This window comes from Nocardia sp. NPDC056952, assembly GCF_042674185.1.
GTDB lineage: Bacteria > Actinomycetota > Actinomycetes > Mycobacteriales > Mycobacteriaceae > Nocardia.
The window spans coordinates 354,918-375,640 of sequence record NZ_JBHURA010000007.1 but is presented as its reverse complement, the minus strand read 5'-3'; the positions used below and the strand labels follow the sequence as shown (position 1 = coordinate 375,640).

The 20,723-nt window shown below is 66.8% G+C and carries 17 protein-coding genes and 1 tRNA gene; 7 read left to right on the top strand and 11 right to left on the bottom strand.

The window, feature by feature from the left end; translation table 11 throughout:
• Positions 1 to 43: 43 nt before the first annotated feature.
• Positions 44 to 3,310, bottom strand: coding sequence for a (Fe-S)-binding protein (locus tag ACFTS5_RS25025; RefSeq protein ID WP_378635237.1), 3,267 nt, complete (start codon positions 3,308 to 3,310; stop codon positions 44 to 46).
• A gap of 456 nt (positions 3,311 to 3,766) precedes the next feature.
• Between ACFTS5_RS25025 and ACFTS5_RS25020 the strand changes: the two genes are divergently transcribed.
• Positions 3,767 to 4,510: a hypothetical protein gene (locus ACFTS5_RS25020; RefSeq protein ID WP_378635235.1), complete on the top strand. Its 744-nt coding sequence runs from the start codon at positions 3,767 to 3,769 to the stop codon at positions 4,508 to 4,510.
• Positions 4,511 to 4,577: 67 nt separating this feature from the next.
• Here the strand turns inward: ACFTS5_RS25020 and ACFTS5_RS25015 are convergent, their stop codons facing one another.
• Positions 4,578 to 5,102, bottom strand: a complete 525-nt coding sequence (locus tag ACFTS5_RS25015; protein WP_378635291.1) for a YdcF family protein — start codon at positions 5,100 to 5,102, stop codon at positions 4,578 to 4,580.
• A gap of 253 nt (positions 5,103 to 5,355) precedes the next feature.
• Between ACFTS5_RS25015 and ACFTS5_RS25010 the strand changes: the two genes are divergently transcribed.
• Positions 5,356 to 6,678 carry a UDP-glucose dehydrogenase family protein gene (locus ACFTS5_RS25010; RefSeq protein WP_378635233.1) on the top strand — a complete coding sequence of 441 codons (1,323 nt, stop codon included), beginning with the start codon at positions 5,356 to 5,358 and terminating at the stop codon, positions 6,676 to 6,678.
• Positions 6,679 to 6,768: 90 nt separating this feature from the next.
• On the top strand, positions 6,769 to 8,127 hold the full coding sequence (locus ACFTS5_RS25005; RefSeq protein WP_378635231.1) for an Hsp70 family protein: 1,359 nt from the start codon (positions 6,769 to 6,771) through the stop codon (positions 8,125 to 8,127).
• A gap of 74 nt (positions 8,128 to 8,201) precedes the next feature.
• Here the strand turns inward: ACFTS5_RS25005 and ACFTS5_RS25000 are convergent, their stop codons facing one another.
• From ACFTS5_RS25000 to ACFTS5_RS24990, 3 genes are all read right to left on the bottom strand, one after another.
• Complete coding sequence (locus tag ACFTS5_RS25000; protein WP_378635228.1) at positions 8,202 to 9,473, bottom strand: YibE/F family protein; 1,272 nt, start codon at positions 9,471 to 9,473, stop codon at positions 8,202 to 8,204.
• A gap of 435 nt (positions 9,474 to 9,908) precedes the next feature.
• Positions 9,909 to 11,153 (bottom strand): pyridoxal phosphate-dependent aminotransferase, encoded by a 1,245-nt coding sequence (locus ACFTS5_RS24995; RefSeq protein WP_378635225.1) that lies wholly within the window; start codon positions 11,151 to 11,153, stop codon positions 9,909 to 9,911.
• Between the two features lie 156 nt (positions 11,154 to 11,309).
• Positions 11,310 to 12,569, bottom strand: a complete 1,260-nt coding sequence (locus ACFTS5_RS24990) for a helix-turn-helix domain-containing protein (protein WP_378635223.1) — start codon at positions 12,567 to 12,569, stop codon at positions 11,310 to 11,312.
• Positions 12,570 to 12,771: 202 nt separating this feature from the next.
• Here ACFTS5_RS24990 and ACFTS5_RS24985 point away from each other — a divergent pair, with 202 nt between their 5' ends.
• The gene (locus ACFTS5_RS24985) at positions 12,772 to 13,281 is read left to right on the top strand and encodes a hypothetical protein (RefSeq protein WP_378635220.1); all 510 of its coding nucleotides are present in this window, start codon (positions 12,772 to 12,774) and stop codon (positions 13,279 to 13,281) included.
• Here ACFTS5_RS24985 and dcd read toward each other — a convergent pair.
• Positions 13,200 to 13,799 (bottom strand): dCTP deaminase, encoded by a 600-nt coding sequence (gene dcd / locus ACFTS5_RS24980; RefSeq protein WP_067455312.1) that lies wholly within the window; start codon positions 13,797 to 13,799, stop codon positions 13,200 to 13,202. The genes ACFTS5_RS24985 and dcd overlap by 82 nt on opposite strands.
• A 325-nt stretch (positions 13,800 to 14,124) precedes the next feature.
• Here dcd and ACFTS5_RS24975 point away from each other — a divergent pair, with 325 nt between their 5' ends.
• From ACFTS5_RS24975 to ACFTS5_RS24965, 3 genes are all read left to right on the top strand, one after another.
• On the top strand, positions 14,125 to 15,558 hold the full coding sequence (locus ACFTS5_RS24975) for an RNA-guided endonuclease TnpB family protein (RefSeq protein WP_378635217.1): 1,434 nt from the start codon (positions 14,125 to 14,127) through the stop codon (positions 15,556 to 15,558).
• Positions 15,559 to 15,636: 78 nt separating this feature from the next.
• Positions 15,637 to 15,707: transfer RNA gene (locus tag ACFTS5_RS24970), tRNA-Gly, on the top strand.
• A 165-nt stretch (positions 15,708 to 15,872) separates the two neighbouring features.
• On the top strand, positions 15,873 to 16,712 hold the full coding sequence (locus tag ACFTS5_RS24965) for a type II CAAX prenyl endopeptidase Rce1 family protein (RefSeq protein ID WP_378635215.1): 840 nt from the start codon (positions 15,873 to 15,875) through the stop codon (positions 16,710 to 16,712).
• Between the two features lie 57 nt (positions 16,713 to 16,769).
• Here the strand turns inward: ACFTS5_RS24965 and ACFTS5_RS24960 are convergent, their stop codons facing one another.
• The 5 genes from ACFTS5_RS24960 to ACFTS5_RS24940 all read right to left on the bottom strand — a co-directional run bounded on the left by ACFTS5_RS24960 (position 16,770) and on the right by ACFTS5_RS24940 (position 20,666).
• Positions 16,770 to 17,267 carry a flavin reductase family protein gene (locus tag ACFTS5_RS24960; RefSeq protein WP_194829384.1) on the bottom strand — a complete coding sequence of 166 codons (498 nt, stop codon included), beginning with the start codon at positions 17,265 to 17,267 and terminating at the stop codon, positions 16,770 to 16,772.
• Complete coding sequence (locus tag ACFTS5_RS24955) at positions 17,260 to 17,787, bottom strand: NADPH-dependent FMN reductase (RefSeq protein ID WP_378635212.1); 528 nt, start codon at positions 17,785 to 17,787, stop codon at positions 17,260 to 17,262. Before ACFTS5_RS24955 ends, ACFTS5_RS24960 begins: the two co-directional genes overlap by 8 nt.
• Before the next feature lie 27 nt (positions 17,788 to 17,814).
• Positions 17,815 to 19,140: an acyl-CoA dehydrogenase family protein gene (locus tag ACFTS5_RS24950; protein WP_378635209.1), complete on the bottom strand. Its 1,326-nt coding sequence runs from the start codon at positions 19,138 to 19,140 to the stop codon at positions 17,815 to 17,817.
• A complete protein-coding gene (gene sfnG / locus ACFTS5_RS24945; protein WP_378635207.1) occupies positions 19,140 to 20,255 on the bottom strand; it encodes a dimethylsulfone monooxygenase SfnG in 1,116 nt (371 codons plus the stop codon). The genes ACFTS5_RS24950 and sfnG overlap by 1 nt, the downstream gene beginning before the upstream one ends.
• Before the next feature lie 93 nt (positions 20,256 to 20,348).
• Positions 20,349 to 20,666, bottom strand: coding sequence for a hypothetical protein (locus ACFTS5_RS24940; RefSeq protein WP_378635204.1), 318 nt, complete (start codon positions 20,664 to 20,666; stop codon positions 20,349 to 20,351).
• Positions 20,667 to 20,723: the final 57 nt, after the last annotated feature.

Sequence of the window (20,723 nt, the reverse complement as noted above, 5' to 3'; positions counted from 1 at the left end):
ATTCCAAAGAATCCGCGCCTCACTGGTAGTCCATCTTCAGCTGTCAGCTCTTGCGCCCCGGCGACTTCGCACCGGACTTGAACCCGAGACCGCCCGGCTTGGCAGTCGGCGGCGCCACCGAGGTGCCGTTGCCATTGCCATTGGCAGGCTCGGCCTGAGCAGCCGGTTCCGCCGCAGCAGTTTCGGTTTCGGCCGCAGCCGACGACTCAACCGGAGCCGCCTCGACCGGAGCAGCAGCCGAAGCCTCCGCAGCCGGAACCGGCGCAGCTGCCGGAGCCGCAGCACCGGGCGCCTTCGGCCCCGGACGCTTCAACCCGGACTTCATAGCCAGACCCTTGGCGGGAACCGACGGCTTCGATTCGGCAGGAGCCGAAACCGCAGCGGCGGCAGGCGCTTCAGCGGCAGAAGCTTCAGCGGGAGCCGCCTCCGCCACCGACGCTTCAGCTGCCGGAGCCGCCGGAGCCGCCGGAGCGGCCGGAGCGGCCGCCTTGGCACCAGGAGCCTTGGCCTTGCCCTTCATCCCAAGTCCCTTGACCGGCGCGGCGGGCGCCGCAGCAGGAGCGGCTTCGGCAGGAGCGGCCTCGGCGGCAGGAGCCTCCGCGGCAGAAGCAGCAGCAGCCTTCGCCCCCGGAGCCTTGACCCCACCCTTCATCCCGAGCCCGCCAGGAGCCTTGGCAGCACCCTTCATACCCAGCCCCTTGACCGGAGCCGCAGGAGCCGCGGCCTCAGCGGCCGGAGCCGCATCGGCCGGAGCCGCGTCAGCCGCGGGAGCCTTGGCACCAGGAGCCTTGGCGCCACCCTTCATACCCAGGCCGCCACCGGGAGCCTTCGCTCCACCCTTCATGCCCAGACCCTTGGCCGGAGCAGCTGCGGCCGGAGCAGCAGGCGCTTCAGCGGATGCCTTCGCACCCGGCGCCTTGGCAGCGCCCTTCATCCCGAGTCCACCGCCGGGAGCCTTGGCAGCACCCTTCATGCCCAGTCCGCCACCGGCGGGAGCGGCCTTCGGCGCGGCGGTGGTCGCGGTCGCGACCTCGGCCACCGGCTCCGGTTCCACCTCGGGTTCCGGTTCAGCCTTGGGCTCCTGGACGACAAGCAGGTTCGCCGACAGCGCGGCGGAATCGATACGGGTGATCGAGTCCAGCATCAACTGCGAGACATCGACAACCTCGACACCCTCGCCCTGACCCTGCTCCTGACGCGCGGTCACACCATCGTTGAGCATCACCCGGCAGAACGGGCAACCCGTCGCGATCTTGGTCGGATTCGTCGACAACGCCTCATCGACCCGATCGACATTGATCCGCTTACCGAGCTGCTCTTCCATCCACATCCGGGCACCACCGGCACCACAGCACATCGACCGCTCGCCATGGCGCGGCATCTCGATCAGATTCGACCCCGAGGCCTCCATCAACTCACGCGGCGCGTCGTAGACCTTGTTGTGCCGGCCCAGATAGCACGGATCGTGATAGGTGATGTTCTGCGAAACCGTCGCGACCGGAACCAGCTGCTTCTGGCGCACCAGCCGGTTCAGCAACTGGGTGTGGTGCACGACCTCGTAGCGACCACCGACCTGCGGGTACTCGTTGTTGAGCGTGTTGAAGCAATGCGCGCACGTGACAACGATCTTCTTCTTGGACTGCTCGACACCCTCGAACACCGAGTTGATGACCTCGATGTTCTGCAACGCCAGCTGCTGGAACAAGAACTCGTTACCCGCACGACGCGCCGAGTCACCGGTGCAGGTCTCCTCCGCACCCAGCACCATGAACTTCGTGCCCGCGGTCGCCAGCAGCTCGGCCACGGCCTTGGTGGTCTTCTTGGCCCGGTCCTCGTAGGCACCGGCGCACCCGACCCAGAACAGGTACTCGTAGCCGTCGAAGCTGTCGGCGTCCTTACCGAAGACCGGGATGTCGAAATCGACTTCCTTGATCCAGTTGAGGCGGTCCTTGGAGTTCTGCCCCCACGGGTTGCCCTTGTTCTCGAGGTTCTTGAACAGACCCGCGAGCTCGGAGGGGAACTCCGACTCGATCAACACCTGGTAGCGGCGCATATCGATGATGTGATCGACGTGCTCGATATCGACCGGGCACTGCTCGACACAGGCACCACAGGTCGTGCACGACCACAACACCTCGGGATCGATGATGCCGTGGACGTCCTCGCCACCGACCAGCGGACGATCCGCCTCCGCACGCGCGGCCTCGGGGATCTTGGCCAGCGCGGCCTCGTCGGGCTTGCCGTCGGCGTCGACCAGACCGACCTCGTCGCCACCGGCGTCCTTGCGGCCACCGGCCAGCAGGTACGGGGCGGCGGCGTAACCGTGGTCGCGCAGCGACATGATCAGCAGCTTCGGCGAGAGCGGCTTACCGGTGTTCCAGGCGGGGCACTGCGACTGGCAGCGACCGCACTCGGTGCAGGTGGTGAAGTCGAGCCAGCCCTTCCAGGAGAAGTCCTCCATGCGGCCCGCGCCCAGGGTGTCGACCTCGGGGTCGACGTTCTCCATGTCGAGAACCTTGCCGTTGGAGATCATCGGCGAGGCCGCGCCGAGGGCGACGCTGCCGTCGGCCTCGCGCTTGAAGTAGATGTTGAAGAAGGCCGAGAACCGGTGCCAGGCGACGCCCCAGGTGATGTTGCGGCCGACCAGGTACAGGAAGGCCATGCCCGACATCAGCTTGATGAACGCGAAGATCGACACCATGGTCGGGCTCGCGGGCAGCAGCTTGGCGATCTGCATGGTGAAGAAGTCGGTCGAGGCGTGGCCGTGGCCGTAGGTGGCGATCTTGCCCGCCTTGACGAAGATCATGCCGAGGCCCTCCATCAAGACGATCGTCTCGATGACATAGGCGGGCGCCATCTTGGAGCCGCTGAACCGCGACAGGCGCGCGGGGATCCGGGGGTGGTTCAGCTGACGGATGATGATCAGCGCGCCGATGCCGACCACGGTGCCGATGCCGAGGATCTCGTCGACCAGGTGGTAGATCGCCCAGTTGCCGATGATCGGCCAGTGGAACGAGCCGTCGAAGGTCTGGCCGTAGGCCTCGAACCACAGGATCGCGCCGAGGATGAAGCCGGTCATCACCAGCCAGTGCGCCCAGCCGACCGTGCGGAACTTGTTCATCCGCGTGTGGGCCGCGACCTCGACGAACATGTTCTTGAACCGTGGGAAGAACGGTCGCCAACGATCGGGGGCCGTCTGGCCGATGGTGATGGCCTTGCCGATGTTCCATGCGCCGCCGATAAACGACGCCCAACAGAACAGGCTGAGCACAGCTCCAATCGTGCCCAACGTGATAGTCAGGGCATTCATGTCGCGACCTTTCTTTCGAGGCAACACGAGGGTCTGAGCGAGGAGACCTCACCCGGTTGCTCGTATCGTAACCGCCACTAAGTTACCGGCCAGTAACTACCGGTGTCCACCGTAGGATCGGCATTTGCGCTCTGACCTTGTTTACTGGGACTTGACCTGTGGTTTGCCTGTGAGCAATATCACAAAAAAGTTTGCCACGGGGTTTCCGTAACGACTGTTGAACACCGTAAACCGTGCGTGAACTGCGGCGAAGCTAAGGTCAGGCTTACTAAGCCCATCGAAATTCCTTCTGGCCTCAGGGGATTCAGTACATTAGGCTCCAGCTGTTCTGCATGCTGTGCCGGTCTTCACACTGCTCGGGGAGAAGTAGGGGACATCTCATAGGGATGCCTACTTGACGAGTCTCGCGTGTCGCTGGATCGCACACCGCACCACACCTGATGGATTGGAACCTGAATGAACTTCCGTAGGACCACTGCGGCTGCCGCGCTGGTTATCGGGGCGATGACCGTGGCCATGGGCACCGCTCATGCCGAAGAGGCACCGCAGGACATCAAATACTCGGTCAAGCTGGTTGACAAGACCGTTGTCGCCACCGTGAAGAACGGCACCTTCTCGGTCGTCGAGCAGGCTGGCGAGACCCCTGAAGCGCCCAAGACCAAGGTCGCCGAGATCAAGGACTCCCGAGGTGGCGTCGTTGTAGCGCTGCCGATCGCCTTCGCGATCAACGGCACCGAGATCCCGACCGCTGTCAAGGTCGCCGAGGACTCCACCGTGCTCTCGCTGACCCCGGAGAAGCCGGCCGGCGTGGACGTGGCGGCCAACCCGGTCGCGGTCAAGCCCGTCCTGAAGGGGCAGGAGATCGCCTCGGCTCAGGAGAACCAGAAGGCGATCAACGACTTCGCCGGCAAGTTCAGCATCGGCACCGCCATCGGCACGTTCGTCGGTACGGCCATCGGCGCCATCGCGGGCTGCGCTATCGGCTTCTTCGTTCTTCCGGTTGTTGGTTGCGTCCCCGGCTTCGGCACCGGTGCCGCAGTCGGTGGAGTGCTCGGCATGATCGCCATCGGTGGTCCGACCATGCTGGTCGCCGGCTTCGAGCTGCTCAACGTCATGCAGGCTGCGGACGGCACCACCGTGTGGGCCGACAAGCCGAAGGCAGTCGCGGCTCCGGCTCCCGAGCTCGCTCCGGCCAACTGATCGGGCTCACCCCCACCAGTTTTCCCGCGTAAGGCCCCGCTCCGCTTCGGAGCGGGGCCTTACGCGTTCAGCAGTCGGCGAACCAGGCCTTCACGAATCCCGCCGACTGGTACGCGTAATCCCAAGCCCAGCGAGCGGGCGAGAGCTGCGGTTCCGGGTCGGCGAACAGCAGCTCGCCATCCCAGCATTCACCGAGGATGTAGCGGGCCCGGGAGATGTGCGGGGTGAAGGTGACCACGATGACGCGGTCCCAGTCGGCCCCCAGGCGCGCCAGTTCTCGACCTTCGCCGAGGGTCGTGCGCGGACTCGGGTCGAAGCAGATCACCTCGAAGCTGTAGCCCCCGTGGCAGATTCGATTCACCATCGGGCTGTGTTCGTAGGGGTTGGAGATCAGGACCCATGGCGCGTACCCCTGCGCGGCCAACCGCAGCCCGAGTTGTTCGCGCCCGTCGTGCGCCCCACCGAGAACGAGAATCGCGTCGGCGACCTGCGGGTCGTCCGTGCGCGGCCGCACATACACCGGCCACAACGCGACCACCGCGATCAGCATCACCACCAGTGATCCACCCGTGGCGAACAGGACCCGACGCACAGTCAATGCTCCATCCGCGATGGCGTATTCATGCGATCCCGCACGATTATGCCAATCCCCGCGAACCCGGGCGGCTCGCCACGAGTGCAGGCCGACGATCCGAACCGTGCACCCGGCAGCTATCGCATTTCCGCAGGTGAGGGCCCCGCACGCCGATATCCCCAGCTCGCGTTTCCCCCTGTACACCAGATGTTGCGCCCCCTCTTGCCTCGCTGACGCGGCGTAGCCACGCGCGCCGCTTACCAACAGAACTATGCGATGCACAGTCTTCGGAACGGGGTACCTCGGAGCCACGCATGCAGCGTGTATGGCCGAGTTGGGACACGACGTGGTCGGGGTGGACGTCGATCCCGGCAAGGTGGCCAAGTTGGCCGATGGTGTGGTGCCGTTCTACGAGCCGGGACTCGAGGAAGTGCTGCAACGCAACCTCGCCGCCGGCCGTCTGCGGTTCACCACGGATTACTCCGATGCCGCGGCCCATGCCGACGTCCACTTCCTCGGAGTCGGGACACCGCAGAAGAAGGGCGAGTACGGCGCCGATCTGAAATACGTGCACGCGGTGGTGGATACCCTCGCCCCGATGCTGGAACGCCCGGCGATGATCGTCGGCAAGTCCACCGTCCCGGTGGGAACCGCCGCGGCCCTCGGCATTCGGGCTCGCGAGCAAGCGAAGGTCGACGTCGAGGTCGCCTGGAACCCCGAGTTCCTGCGCGAGGGTTTCGCGGTGCAGGACACCCTCCGCCCCGACCGCCTGGTCCTCGGACTGGATCACGGCCGCGAACGCTCGGCGTGGGTGCAGGAGCACATCCGCGAGATCTACGCCGACCTCATCGCCGCCGAGATCCCCTTCCTGCTCACCGATCTGGCCACCGCCGAATTGGTGAAGGTCTCGGCGAACGCCTTTCTGGCGACGAAGATCTCGTTCATCAACGCCGTCTCGGAGGTGTGTGAGGCCACCGGCGCCGACGTGACGATGCTGGCCGATGCGCTCGGCTACGACGCCCGCATCGGCCGCCGGTTCCTCAATGCCGGACTCGGTTTCGGTGGCGGCTGCTTACCCAAGGACATCCGCGCGTTCATGGCGCGCTCGGGTGAGCTCGGCGCCGATCACGCCGTGGCGTTCCTGCGTGAGGTCGACAACATCAACATGCGCCGCCGCACGAAGGTCGTCGACATGGCCGCCCGCGCCTGCGGGGGTTCCCTGCTCGGCGCGAATGTGGCGGTCCTCGGCGCGGCCTTCAAGCCCGAATCCGATGATGTGCGCGATTCGCCCGCCTTGAACGTGGCCGGGATGATCCAGCTGCACGGCGCCGTCGTCACCGTGTACGACCCCAAGGCAGTGGAGAATTCGCGCCGGGTGTTCCCCACGTTGAACTACGCCACCTCGGTCTCGGAGGCGTGTGATCGCGCCGATGTGGTGCTGGTCCTTACCGAGTGGAACGAATTCACCGCTTTGACGCCGGCCGACCTCGACCCGGTGGTACGGTCCCGTTCGATCATCGACGGTCGCAACTGCTTGGACAGCACAACCTGGCGTGCGGCCGGGTGGGTATACGCCGGACTCGGCACCCCGTAGAGTAACGAGCCAAGCGGGGGCTGGGCGGATTTCGGTCCGCGTTATCGCAGTCCCTCGCATGTCGTGCAGCACGGACGAGATGGGCAGCGGATGAGTTCGGTTCTGGGAATATCGGTGGGGGCCGGGACGGTGCGCCTCGCGCGTCCGCAGCACGGTGGCCCGCACGGTTCCGTTCCGCCGTATTCGTTCGAGGTGCAATCGATCTCGATGCCGGAACAGCAGGCCGAGGAGACCGCCGCCGACGCGATCGCCGCCACGCTGGCCGCGTCGCCGGAGATCGCCGCCACCACCATCACTTTCCGCAGCGAACCGCAGGCCAGGGCGGTCCGCGCGGCGATGGCGCGACGCCAGCTCACGAACTACCAGCTCGTTCCCGAAGCCGTTGCCGCCGTGCACTTCGCCCATGCCACCAGCGATATGCGGGAAGTGTCCACCCTGGCCGTCTACGACCTGGGCAGTTCGGGTCTCACGGTGAGCGTGATCAACGCCCGCACCAGCGATGTGTACCAGTGCGAGCGGATCAGCGATATCAGCGGCGACTACCTGGATTCGCTGATCAGGGAGCAGCAGATCGCCTCGGGCCGGATCGCGCATCCGGCCGACCCGGCGGGCCTGGCCGCCCTCGACGGTCTGTGCCGGGCCGCCAAGGAGCAGCTGTCCAACAGCAACGCGGTGGCCCTACCCAGCGAGCAGGGCCTGGTGCTGCTCACACAGGAGAATTTCGAAGCGCTGATGATGCTGGCGATCGAGTCGTCGGCCCGGATGACCCGCGATGTCATCATCCGCGCGCAGCATCCGGTGCAGGCGGTGCTGGTTCTCGGTGGTGGCGCCCGGATTCCGTTGATCGCGCGCGTGCTCGAGCGCACGATCGGCGTGCCGGTGATCGTGCCCGCCGAGCCGGAGACGGCGCTGGCCCGCGGTGCCGCGCTGCTGGCCCGCCCCGCCCAGGTCCAGCAGGCTCCCGTGGCCCCGGCGCCGATCCCGGTGGGCGACCACGACGACGCCACCCCCGCCTGGCTCACCGCGCCGACCCGTGGTCGTCGCCCGCTCAGAGCACTCACCAGCCGCGCGCATTCCCGCCGGGAACTGAACGTGGCGGTGCTGACGGTGAGTTCGCTGGTGGTGGTCGCGGCGATCGGCCTCGGCCTCGGTTACGGCCCCGAAGTGCTCGAGCGCGGTTCGTCGAGCGATGGTTCGCAAGCCGTCCCCGCCACCACCGCGCCGCGCCCCACCGCGGTCGGCCCGACGACGGCCTCGGTCGCGACCACCGAGGCCCAGCACGAAACCGTCGCCGCGCCACCGGTCAATCCGCGTCAGGCCGAGGAAACCACCGCCGCGCCGCCGTCCCAGGGCCCCAACACCTTCACCGTCGTCCCCGGGCTCCCGCCGGTGGTGCTGCCCACCCTGCCCCCGGTGGTCCTGCCCGGCTTCCCGCCTGCCGGCCAGTAACCGTTCCTGCCTGCTGAACGCCGGACCGGTTCGCCGAACCGAGTTCCGCGGGCCGGACCGGCGTTCGATCAGTCTCAGTTGCGCGCGTGCCTGGCCCGCGCGGGCGCCACCGCGGCCTGCTTCGCACCGAACGGCCGGGCCAGCATCACCGCGATCGCGGTCGTCAACGGCACCGACAACGCCAGCGCGATACCGCCCACCGCCGAACGCGTGATCTCGATGGCCACCGCGTCGCCGGTCAGCACGTCGGTGATCGATCGCCCCGCGATGCTGAACAACAGCAGCAGCGGCAGCGCCCCGCCGGCGTAGGCGAGCACGAGCGTGTAGACCGTGCTGGCGATGTGGTCGCGCCCGACCCGCATGGCCGCGGTGAAGATCTCGCGACGCGACGCTCCTTCATCGAGCGCGGCGAGTTCGAAGGCCGCCGAGGCCTGCGTGATGGTCACGTCGTTGAGCACACCCAGCGAGCCGATGATGAATCCCGCCAGCAGCAACCCGGTGATGCTCACGTGCTGGATGTAGGTCGCCACGTTGGTGTTCTGTTCCTCGGACAGCCCCGTGAGATGGGTGACCTCGATCGCCAGCCAGGACAGCACGGCCGCCACCACCATCGACGCGAGCGTGCCGAGCAGTGCCGAACTGGTCCGCAGATTCACCCCGTGGGCGAGGTAGAGCACCACGTAGAGAATCAGCGCCCCCGACACCAGCGCGACCGGGATCGCCGACTTCCCGTCGAGCAGCGCGGGCAACAGGAACATCACCACCACGCCGAACGCGAAACACAACCCGACCAGCGCCCGGAATCCCCGCCACCGCGCGACCACACAGATCACCACGACGAAGGCGAGCACGATCAAGGTCAGCGGCAGCCCGCGCGAGTAGTCCTCGAACGCGTACATGGTGACCCCGGACGGATCCGCGGCCCGCACCACCCGGATGTCGTCGCCTGTCCGCAGATCGGGCTGCCCCGGCCCCGGCGCGATCTCGAACAGCGTCTTCTTGCCCTCGTCGGGTCCCGACCTGATATCGATGATGCTGCGCTGACAGGTGTAGGAGGCGGTCCGCGGCGGTTCCGGCTTGTCGGCGAACACCTTGCCGTTCGATGGACTCCCGCAGGGCCCGATGTCCTGCATGACAACGGTTCCGGCCTCGGTCTCCACGGCCCCACCGGACATGGTCTGCATCGGCAGCGGAATCTCGACGTGCTGCGCGCTCGGCCACAGAATCACCGTCGCGACCAACACCACCACCCCGATGATCCCCAGCAACCCGACGACGACCTTCGCCGCGGTGTCACTGATGGCGATGGGCCCGGAATGGTCGTGATGGTGATGATGCTCGCTCACGACCAGAGCTTAAAGGACCTCGTTTTCAATAACACGCCCGCAACACCAGATCTCGCGACAACATCGGTAACTCCAGTACCCCTGGCCGCACAAAAAAGCCTCCCCGGGTCCAGGTCTGACCTGGACCCGGGGAGGCGGGTTTGTGGGCGGCGGAGAGCAGGGGGGTGTCTCCGCCGCCGGAGGCAGGCGCCCAGGGGGGTAGGCGCGCGTACCTAAGGCTCTCGGTTGTCCAGGGGGGGTAGACAACCGGGCCAGGGCGCCGAAGCGCCGAGGTCTACTGTACACAAAAGATGGACTTTTGCACTAGTAGATCTTCAAAACATCCAACATTCCGAACTCACAGTCTGTTTTACCTGGCATACCAGGATGGCCATCCTGCCCAGAGCCCATAAACTCACTGGTCAAAGCCGTGACAGGTGAGCATCGCCTGTAACTCTACTGCCGGTAACTGGACAGGAAATTACCGAACCGCTCGATCGCCACGGCCAGATCCCGCGCCCACGGCAGCGTCACGATTCGCAGATGATCGTTCGCGGGCCAGTTGAAGCCGGTCCCCTGCACCATCAGGATCTTCTCCTGCAACAGCAGATCCAGCACGAGCTTCCCGTCGTCGTGGATCTCGTGCACATTCGGATCCAGCCGCGGGAACGCGTACAGCGCGCCACGCGGCTTCACGCACGACACACCGGGGATCATGTTGAGCCGCTCCCACGCCACATCGCGCTGCTCGAGCAAGCGCCCGCCGGGCAGGATCAGATCGTCGATGCTCTGATGCCCGCCGAGCGCCACCTGGATGGCGTGCTGGGCGGGCACGTTCGGGCACAGCCGCGAGGACGCGAGCAGGTCGATGCCCTCCAGGAAACCGGCCGCGTGCTCCTTGGGCCCGGTGATCGCCAGCCAGCCCGAGCGGTAACCGGCCACCCGGTACGCCTTCGACAGACCGTTGAACGTCAGGCACAGCAGATCGGGAGCGAGCGAAGCCAGCGAGATGTGCTTGGCGTCGTCGTAGAGGATCTTGTCGTAGATCTCGTCGGCCAGCAGCAGCAACCGGTGCTTGCGCGCCAGGTCGACGATCTGCTGCAACACCTCCGCCGAGTACACCGCACCCGTCGGATTGTTCGGGTTGATCACCAGCAGGGCCTTGGTCTTGTCGGTGATCTTCGATTCGATATCGGCGATATCGGGCTGCCAGCCGTTCTCCTCGTCGCACAGGTAGTGCACCGGAGTACCGCCGGCCAGGCTGGTCATGGCCGTCCACAGCGGGTAGTCGGGGGCCGGGATCAGCACCTCGTCGCCGTTGTCGAGCAGCGCCTGCATGGTGACGGTGATCAGCTCGGACACCCCGTTGCCGAGGTAGACATCGTCCACATCGAGCTCGGGGAAGCCCGGCACCAGCTCGTACCGGGTGACGATGGCACGCCGCGCCGACAGGATCCCCTTGGACTCGGAATACCCCTGGGCATACGGCAGCGCGGCGATGATGTCGCGCATGATCACATCGGGGGCCTCGAACCCGAACGGGGCGGGATTGCCGATGTTGAGCTTGAGAATGCGGTGGCCCTCGGCCTCCAGGCGTGCTGCCTGTGCGTGAACCGGCCCACGGATCTCGTAGACCACGTTCTGCAGTTTCGTCGACTGCTCGAGAACGCGCGGGGGCACATGCGGCGATTGAGGACTCACGCGTCCATGTTGCCATCCGAGGCAAACTCTTTCCGCTTACCCGCGGCTATCGGCCGGGCCCAGGCCGGTGAGACGCGCGTTGACCGCTGACGGGCAGGTTGGCGGGCAGCTGGCTTGTACCCCGTGTTCGTGGGTAACCAGGCGTTACGTGATCAGCTACGGTCGGGGGTGGCTGCCGAGCGCCGCGGTCGCCACACAGAATTCTTCGATGCGTTCGTCCAAGCCGCGCGCTTCCACCGCGTCGCGATAGGTCGGGGCGGCGATGCGCCGGCGCAGGCCGACGAGGCGTTCGCCGAGCTGGGCGATGCGCTTGTCCTCGGGCAGGTCGAGAACCGGGCGCAGGGCGTCGGCGGCGCCGTCGATGCTGCCGTTGATCAGGTGGGCGGCCGCGTTGTCGACGCGGGCCAGCGATTCGGCGCCGTAGGAACGTTGCAGCGGCGGGCCGCTCGTGTAGAGAGTGATCGCGCGTTCGGTGGCGGCCAGCGCCTGTTCGGCGCGGCCGAGCTGGATGCAGGTGGCGCCGGCGTAGTAGGCGGCCTTGGGCGGGCCGAAGCCGAACACCCCGCCGATCTCGTCGTGCAGTTCGTCGCGGCGGTCACCGGCCGCCACCTCGGCCGCGCGCAGGCACCGGTCGGTCTCGGCGTCGCTGCCGAGCCGCGCCCACACCCTCGCCTCGATATTGAGCAGCCGCACCCGCCCCAGTCCCGGCCCGGCGAATTCCTGCCCGCTGCGCGCTAATTGGACGGCGTTGCGCGGCCGGTCGGACCAGTTCTCGATCAGCGCGTGCATGCCGCGCGTCCACGCGCGCAACCCGTTGTGCCCGCTCAGTTCCGCGTAAGCCCATGCGGCCCTGATCTGTTCGCCCGCGGCGTCGAGGTAGCCGAGGTCGGTGCTCGCGTTGGCCAGCAGCCCGGACAGTGTCCCCGCCAGCAGATATAGGTGGCTGGTGTCGACCGGCTTCTGCTGCCCGTCGAGTAGTCGATACACCCGCCTGCGCACCCGCAGCATCTCCACCATCATCGGTGCCGGTGCGGCATGGACGTATTCGTTGGCGATGCGCCGCACGTCGGCGTCGAGCTGGGCCAGCGTCGTGGCCCCCACGTTGGTGCCCTCCGCGGCGGCCGCGTGTTCGCTGGCCTCGTGCGCAGCCGCCATGATCAACTCCCTCTCCGACAACACCTCGGGCACAGCACCTTTGACAGTTCCCGCATCGACGAACGCGAGCAGGTCGGCATCACCCGCGGGCGCCAGCAGGGTCGAGAATCGCGCGCGCACAACATCATCGGACCGGGCCAGTGACGTATCCAGCGCGGCCTGATTCACCGGACGCGGGCGAACCCGCACCCCGCCCGCCTCCCACTTCGACACCAATCGTTCGTGCACACCGAGATGAGCCGCGAACTCCCGGATGCTCATTCGTTTGGCATCGCGAAGAGCTCTGGCCTCTCTCCCTGTCCACTCCCCGACCACGGCGTCACCTCATCCGACGGACAACTCCCCCCAGAGTACGAGCGTCACAGTGAGACACGCCACAAGTTCGTGGAATCGGTTGCCAGAGGCAGTGAAAGGGCGGTGCGGGGCAGTGGTCACGCGCACGTGCGTGCGCGATTCTGGAAGCGTGGAAGCCAGAACTGTCGACGACTGGGTGCGGTGTTACCAGCGTGAATTCCGGCTACCCGTCCGCGAGCGCGGCGGCTTTGTGATGCTGCCGATCACCGACCGGCTGTGCGTGGTGCATCTACCGACCACGCGCGCCGAGAAGGTGCTCATGGCGCTGCGCGAGCAACGCTGTGAGGGTCCGGTGCTGGCGCGTCAGATCCGCTGGAGCGTGCTCGCCGTACCCGACGCCAGGCCCTCCGAGGAAGAGGCTGCCGAGCTCGCGGGGCTCGATATCGATATCCCCGGCACCGGCAGCGCCGTGATGCTGCCGACCAACCTGGGCCGCTGGAGTCGCGAGGGCTGTCACTGGGTGCGGCCGCCGTCCGGGGGCGGCGACACCCTGCCCGCGCTGTCGCTGGTGCTGAGTATCGCCGTGGCGGCGGGCCCTCAGCGGGTCTCGACCGCGCTCAGGGAATCGGGAGAGAGGGGAAAGTTGAGGTACGACCGCGACGGCGTCGGCCCCCGCTGACCCTGATACTTCGACCCGGCCTTGGCGCTGCCGTACGGGTGCTCGGCCGGGCTGGACAGGCGGATCAGGCACAGCTGCCCGATCTTCATCCCCGGCCACAGCGTGATCGGCAGATTCGCCACATTCGACAGCTCCAGGGTGATGTGCCCACTGAACCCCGGATCGATGAACCCCGCCGTCGAATGCGTGAGCAGCCCGAGCCGTCCCAGACTCGACTTGCCCTCCAGCCGCCCCGCCAGATCGTCGGGCAACGAGCACACCTCGAGCGTGGACCCGAGCACGAATTCCCCCGGATGCAGCACGAACGGCTCCCCCGGCTTCGGCTCGACCAGGCTGGTCAGCTCGTCCTGCTGCTGCGCCGGATCGATATGGGTGTAGCGACTGTTGTCGAACACCCGGAACAGCCCGTCGAGGCGCACGTCGATGCTCGACGGCTGAACCATCGACTCGAGCATCGGTTCGACACCGAGACGCCCAGCGGCGATCTCGGCCCTGATGTCACGATCGGAGAGCAGCACCGGCCCAGTGTAGGCAGCTGACACCGCAGGTAGGGGCCCACCCCCGAGCGCACGTCGACCGGATCGCCGCCTGAGCCCCGCGCCTCCGCCCTACTGCATCGGTCGCACCGGATCCCCCGCCGCTCTGGTCGCGCTCGGCGACATCGGTATCCCCACCTCGGAGGTCTTGGTCGCGGTCGGGTTGTCGCTGCCGCAACATCCCGCTGCCCGCACTCTAGATCCCCGCCCGACAACCACCGCCGAAACTGACATGATCCTCAGCCCGAGATCAATCCAGGTGTCAGTGGCGAATTGGTGTCGGTGGCTTGTGTCACACTCGTCGACGATGAGCCGCCACACGACTTTCCGGTACTGCCTCGACCCCACGGGCGAGCAGTCCGTCGTGCTCGCCCGGCATGCAGGGGCGGCTCGGTTCGCGTTCAACCAAAGCTTGCACTTCGTCAAAACCGCGCTGAACACTCGCAAAACCTGCCCAGAACATCCAGTCCCGTGGACCGCGTTCGACCTGATCAACGCATTCAATACCTGGAAGAAAACCGAAGCCGCGGGGCGAGTCTTCGCGGTCGGCGCGGACGGGGTCAACGAGGTTCGTGTGACCGGGTTGGCGTGGCGTACGGAGGTGTGTCAGCAAGTCTTCGAGGAAGCCGCTGTCGACTGCGGTCGAGCCCTGGCCGCGTTCTCCGATTCCAGGACCGGTAAACGCGCGGGTAAGCGGGTCGGATTTCCCCGATTCAAGAAGAAGACCAAAACTGTCCTGGCGTTCCGGATTCGGAACAGGCACACCAAGGCCGGACGAGCGGCGATCCGGATCGGCGACAACGAGACTGCGCGGTCGGTGACGCTGCCGGGCATCGGTGCGCTGCGGGTGCGCGATGACACCCGCAGGTTGCGGCGCATGCTCACCAAAGGGCGGGCGAGGATCCTGTATGCCACCGTCTCCTTCCGAGCACGCCGCTGGTGGGTCAGCGTGGCCACAGAAGCATCCGATTTGCACTCGGCCCACCATCACCGGCCGCGGAAACACGGTGATGAGGGTGGTTGGGTCGGGATAGACCGTGGTTTAACCGCGTTCATGGTCGCCGCGACCGGTGACGGGGCCGAGGTTGCTCGGGTCGATGGTGCGCGCAAACCGTTGAAGACTGGGCTGGCCAGGCAACGTTGTCTAGCGAAGTCTGTGTCACGGAAACAGGCAGGGTCCCGCAACCATCGACATGCGGCGACCCGGCTGGGACGCCACCACCATAGAGTCGCCAACATTCGCCGCCATTTCGCCCATCAGGTCGCTAACGAGCTGGTCAAGACCCACGACCGGCTCGTTGTCGAAGACCTGAACGTGGCGGGGATGCTCGGCAACCACAGTTTGGCGCGCGCGATCAGCGATGCCGGATGGGCGGATTTCGCTCGGTTGTTGGTCTACAAACAGGCATGGCGTGGCGGCACGGTGACTATCGCGGATCGTTGGTATCCATCGAGCAAGCGATGCTCAGCCTGCGGGACGATCAACTCTGCCTTGACACTGGCGGATCGACTCTTTGTCTGCGAGTGCGGATTCAGTGCCGATCGAGACCACAACGCGGCGATCAACCTCGCTAATTGGCCGGCGATTGAACAGGACGTTTCACGATCCCCGGACCCCCGAGCAGGAGGCCGGGTAACCAATGTCCGCCGACGGGAAGGCGCTGACCGACACCGTACGTGTGCTGGTGAAACCGTCCCGGTTGACGCGGGAACCGAGGTTCAAACCACGCTTGTGGCGTGAACCGACGACGTCCGAGAAGGGCGGTGTCCAGCAACTATCCAGGTTGCCAGACATGCTGTGATAGAGTCGCGGACGCCTGCCGATGTAGTTCAATGGTAGAACTTCTGCTTCCCAAGCAGATGGCGCGGGTTCGATTCCCGTCATCGGCTCAACTACGAAAGCCCCCAGGTCACCTGGGGGCTTTCGCTGTTTCGATGGCAGGTCGTCGGTGCTCGGTCCGGACGCGCTGGCGAAATCCGCGCTGCCGGATAATTCATCGCATAGCGTGGACATGCTCAGCTTTTTGCCCGATAGAGCATGGAGTCGACATGGCCGTGACGGTGCCTGTATCGCAGGAACAGCGCGGGCTGCGTGGCTTCATGAACCGCGGCGGATTCTGGCGATTTCTCGCCTTTGTCGCTGTCTACCTCGGGATCTACATCGGCTCGGGCACGCTGATCAGCCGACTCGGCGGGCACTACGCCGATGATGATCTGCTGAGCAGCTCGGGCAGTGTGTTCTTCCAGGTCACCGCATCGCTGATCGTCGGATCCATTGTGCTGGTGGCTTTCTCCGCCTATCTCGGCTGGAACCGGGAGATGTTCGGCCGACAGCCCATCTATCGGTCGAGGTGGATGTGGATCGCACCGGTGATCGTCGCTACGCCGATCGTCCTGCGCGTACTCGGGATCGACTGGGGCCGCCATCAGGCCGACGTCGTCGCGCTCATGCTCGGCTCCGGATTGTTGATCGGGTTCGCCGAGGAACTGATCTTCCGCGGGTTCGGGGTCAAGATGCTGCGCGACGCCGGCCATGGCGAGCGGGCGGTAGCGGCCCTCACCGCGCTCGCCTTCGCGCTGTCGCACAGCACCAACCTGCTCGGCGGGCAGTCGATCACGGTCGTCGGCCCCACTGTCCTCTACACGTTCTCGTTCGGCGTGCTGATGTACCTCACGATGCGGGTGACCGGTTTTCTGGTGGGTGCGATGGTGATGCACGGCTTGACCGACCCGACCACGATGCTCGCCACCGGCGGCATCGACGAGGTCGCCACCGACGCCTCCTCGGGTGGTCTCCTGCAAGCCGCGGGCCTGTTCACCATGCTCTTGATCATCAGCGGTTACGTGCTGGTGATCTTCATCCGCGGCCGAGTGCCGGATCAGCGCCCGTCCTGAGCGGTACGACGAAGGCTCCGGATCACTCGATCCGGAGCCTTCGTCGTCGCGGCGGGTTCAGCCCGTGTGCAGAGTCCGGAACTTGCTGCCGTGGAACACCAGTGGATCGATGTCCTCGCGGGCGGCGACCCGGTTCACGCGCAGGATCACCACGAGATGGTCGCCCGCGCTGACCTGCGTTTCCGGCACCCCTTCGATCCAGGCCGTCGCGCCGTCGATGAACACCGCCTCGCCGGTTCCACGATGCAGCGCGGTTTCCCGGAAGCGGTCGCCGTTGCGGGCGCCGAGCGCCTTGGCCGCGGCCTGCTGATCGGTGCCGAGCAGGCTGAGCCCGAGGTGGCCTGCACCGGCCAGCTTCGGCCAGGTCGACGACGAGTTCTGGACGCAGAACGAGACGAGCGGCGGATCGAGGGAGACGGGCACGAAGGTGCTCACCGCCAAACCGTGTGGGACGCCGTCGATCTCGGCGCACACGGCCACCACACCGCTGGGGAAGTTGGCGAAGGCGCGGCGTAAGCCGTTGCCGTCGGCGGGAAAGTCCAGGAGCTCATGCATGATTCGTTGCCTCCACCGGCCGCACGGCCGGGTCTGTCAGTGCCGCGACGACGGGTCCCCATCGCCGGGCGTATTCCTCGATGACGCCGTCCTCACCGAAAGTCCGGTCGGACAGATAGAGCCCGGGCAGCGCGGCGGTGCCACCGATTTCCACCAGCACGGGCTTGAGCAGCAGATCGGGCGCGAGCGCGTGGGCCGGACCCGCGCCGAGCATCACCGGCACGGTCACCACACCGGCCAGCCCGGTGCCGCCGTCGAACTGTTCGAGGAACAGTTTCAGCAGCCCGGTGTAGGTGGCCTTGAAGGTCGGGCTGGCGAACACGACGAGCTCGGACGACGCGACGGTGCGCGCGGCGGCCGCCACCGCCGGGTCACCCCAGCCGAGCAGCCCGGGCCCGAGGGTGACCAGGTCGATCACCTGCGGCTCGGCATCAGGGCGAAGTGCCCGCGCGACCTGCACCGCCGCGGCGAGGGTGCGCGAGGCGGGTTTCGGGTTTCCGACGACGACCGTCACTGTCATGGGCTGTCCTTGTCTCGCGTGGTGGTTCTAGATGACGCCGTGCAACGGCGGCGGCCGGTTGTGCAGGACGGCCCGCCCGATGTGCTGGTATTTCCAGCGAACGGGGTCGTGCAGTGTGTGGGTGCGCGCGTTGCGCCAGAAGTGGTCGAGTCGATGGTCGGCCGCGGCGCTGCGGGTGCCGCCTACTTCGAATATCGCCGCGGATACCTCGTTCGCAGCACGATCGGCGAGGATCTTGGCCGTCGCGACCGCGATCGAGGCGTGTGCGCCGCCGTCGACGGAAACACCCGGATGGGCGTCCTCCGCGACGGCCACCGCCCTCGGCCGGACCGCCGCGTCCACCGCCGCACCCGCGACGATCAAGGTCGATTCCGCGGCCGCGACGGCGACAGCCAATTCCCCGAACCGCTGCACGACCAGCGGATCGTCAGCCGCGTGCGCGACTTCGGCCTCGAACCACGGCCTGCTGCGCGTGCGCACGAACTCGGCCGCTGCCTCCAGCGCACCGCGCGCGATACCCGCGTCGATCGCGGCGTGCAGGAGCTGCGCGAACGCCCCGTACCCGGTCGGCGCGTTCACCGCGGACGCCCGCGAGACCAGTTGCTCGTGCCCGACGGTCACCGCGGCGAACTCGACCGTCCCACTGCCGGTTGTCCGCTGCCCCAGCGCATCCCAGTCGTCGACGATCCGCACCCCCGGTTCGAGCGCGGGCACGAATGCCACATACTCCCCGGGCTCCAGCCCCGAAATACCCTGCGGGTCATCGAGTCTGGTCAGCACGGCGAGCACGTCGGCGAACAGTGACCCCGTGCAGTAATACTTCGTCCCCTCGACCACGAACCGCCGAGCCTCGATACGCGCTGAATCGGCATCGCCCGTGACATCGGCCCGCGACGACTCGGCATCGCCCGCGCTCGTATCGTCGTCCGGCCGCAGCACCGTCGAAATGTCGGCGACCGTCGCCCCACCCCGCTCGGACTGCGCATTGGCGATCCGCGCACCCGCGAGCACCTTGCCGAAGTAGTCGCGTTGCTGGGCCCGGCTTCCGGCCAGCCGCAACAGGTTCAGATACACGAAGTGGCTGTGCGGCACCTGCGCGATGTTCGGATCGGCCGCGGCCAGGATTCGCACCACTTCGGCGACCACGCTCGGCGGCAGGTCCGCCCCGCCGAACTCGGCGGGCACCGTGATCGCGAGCAGCCCACTGGCCGACAGCTGATCGAGCTCTTCGTGCGGCAGCCGACGCGAGAGATCACGCTCGGCGGCGCCGGCGGCGAACACCTCGGCCAGCTCGGTCGCGATCCGCACCGCCTGGTCCGCCGTGGTGATCCGCTCGGCGGTCACCACCGTCATCAGCGTCCCGCCGCGACCGGCGTCGCGGCGGCCTCCAGTTCACGCACCAGTGGCAGCACCTTGGCGCCGAAGTACTCGACTTCTTCCTGGAAGTGCAGGAAGCCGGCCAGGATGAGGTCGACGCCGAGCGCGCGGTAGGCCACGATCCGCTCGGCGATCTGTTCGGGCGTGCCGATCAGCCCGGTCCGGAACCCGTCGTTGTACTGGACCAGGTCCTCGAACGTGGAGTCGGCCCACATGCCCTTGCGGTCACCGGTGGACGCGCCTGCCTGCTGCACCGCGTCGCGGAACCCTTGCACCGCGGGCTTGTTCGCCTTCTCGACGATCTCGCGCAGGGTGTCGCGCGCTTCCTTCTCGGTATCGCGGGCGATGATGAACCCGTTGAGCCCGAACTTCACTTCGCGCTCGTTTTCCCTGGCCACCGCGCGCAGATCGTCCAATTGCTCGGTGACGCCGTCGAAGTCCTTGCCGTTGGAGAAGTACCAGTCGGCATGGCGGCCGCCGTTGCGCCGGGCCGCCGTCGAGTTACCGCCTTGGAACAGTTCGGGATTGGGGCGTTCGGGGGTGTTGAGCGGCTTCGGCTTCAAGGTGAAGTCCCGGATCCGGTAGAAGTCGCCGCCGAAGTTCACCGCGTCCTCGGTCCAGATCTTGCGGATCACCTCGAGGAACTCGGCGCTGCGCCGGTACCGCTCGTCGTGTTCGAGCCACGGCTCACCCAGCGCCTTGAACTCGCCGGCGAACCACCCCGACACCACATTGATCGCGAACCGGCCACCGGACAGATGGTCGGCCGTGGCACCGAACTTGGCCAGCACCGCCGGATGCCACAGCCCGGGGTGGATGGCGGCGATCACCTTGAGCCGCTCGGTGGCGGCGAGCAGCGCGAGACTGAACGAGGTCGACTCGTGCTGGAACTCGGCACCGTAGGACGCGGTGTAGCGCACCTGGGTGAGCGCGTAGTCGAAACCGTTGCGCTCCGCGGTCTGGGCGAGCTTCTTGTTGTAGTCGAAGTCCCAGCTGGTGCGCTGCTCGATATCGCTGGTCACCAGCCCGCCACTGACGTTGGGTACCCAGTAGGCGAACGAGACCTGGTCGGCGATTCTCTCCGTGGTCACGGGCAGTTCCTCCTCGTCGTCGGCTGTTCCAGTGCAACACCGGCAGCCGACCCCGACGAGGGTTTGAATCGGCGCGATCGATACGGGCTCCGATCAGCTCCCCACGCGCACGCAATCCGCCGCGATCTTCGACTGGGCCGCGCTCACCTTGGACGCGTCGCCCTCACTGAGCAGCTTGGCCGGATCGTCGGACTTCGCGTTCGACACCATCACCCGCAGCCCGTCCTGCGACATCCCGGAGTCGAGGAACACCTGCGCGGCGCAGTCGGCCAGCGCGGGGTTGCTCAACCCCTTGTCCTGCAACGACTTCGACAGCTCGGCCTGAGTAACCGCCGGTGCTTCGTCGCCACTGCCACAGGCCGCCAGCACGGGCAGCGCGAGCAGCGCCGCGGCCATCAGACAGATCCGCATTCGGTGAGTCCTCTCGATCGTCGCGCATCGACGACGCGCGATGCGGTTCGGATCATG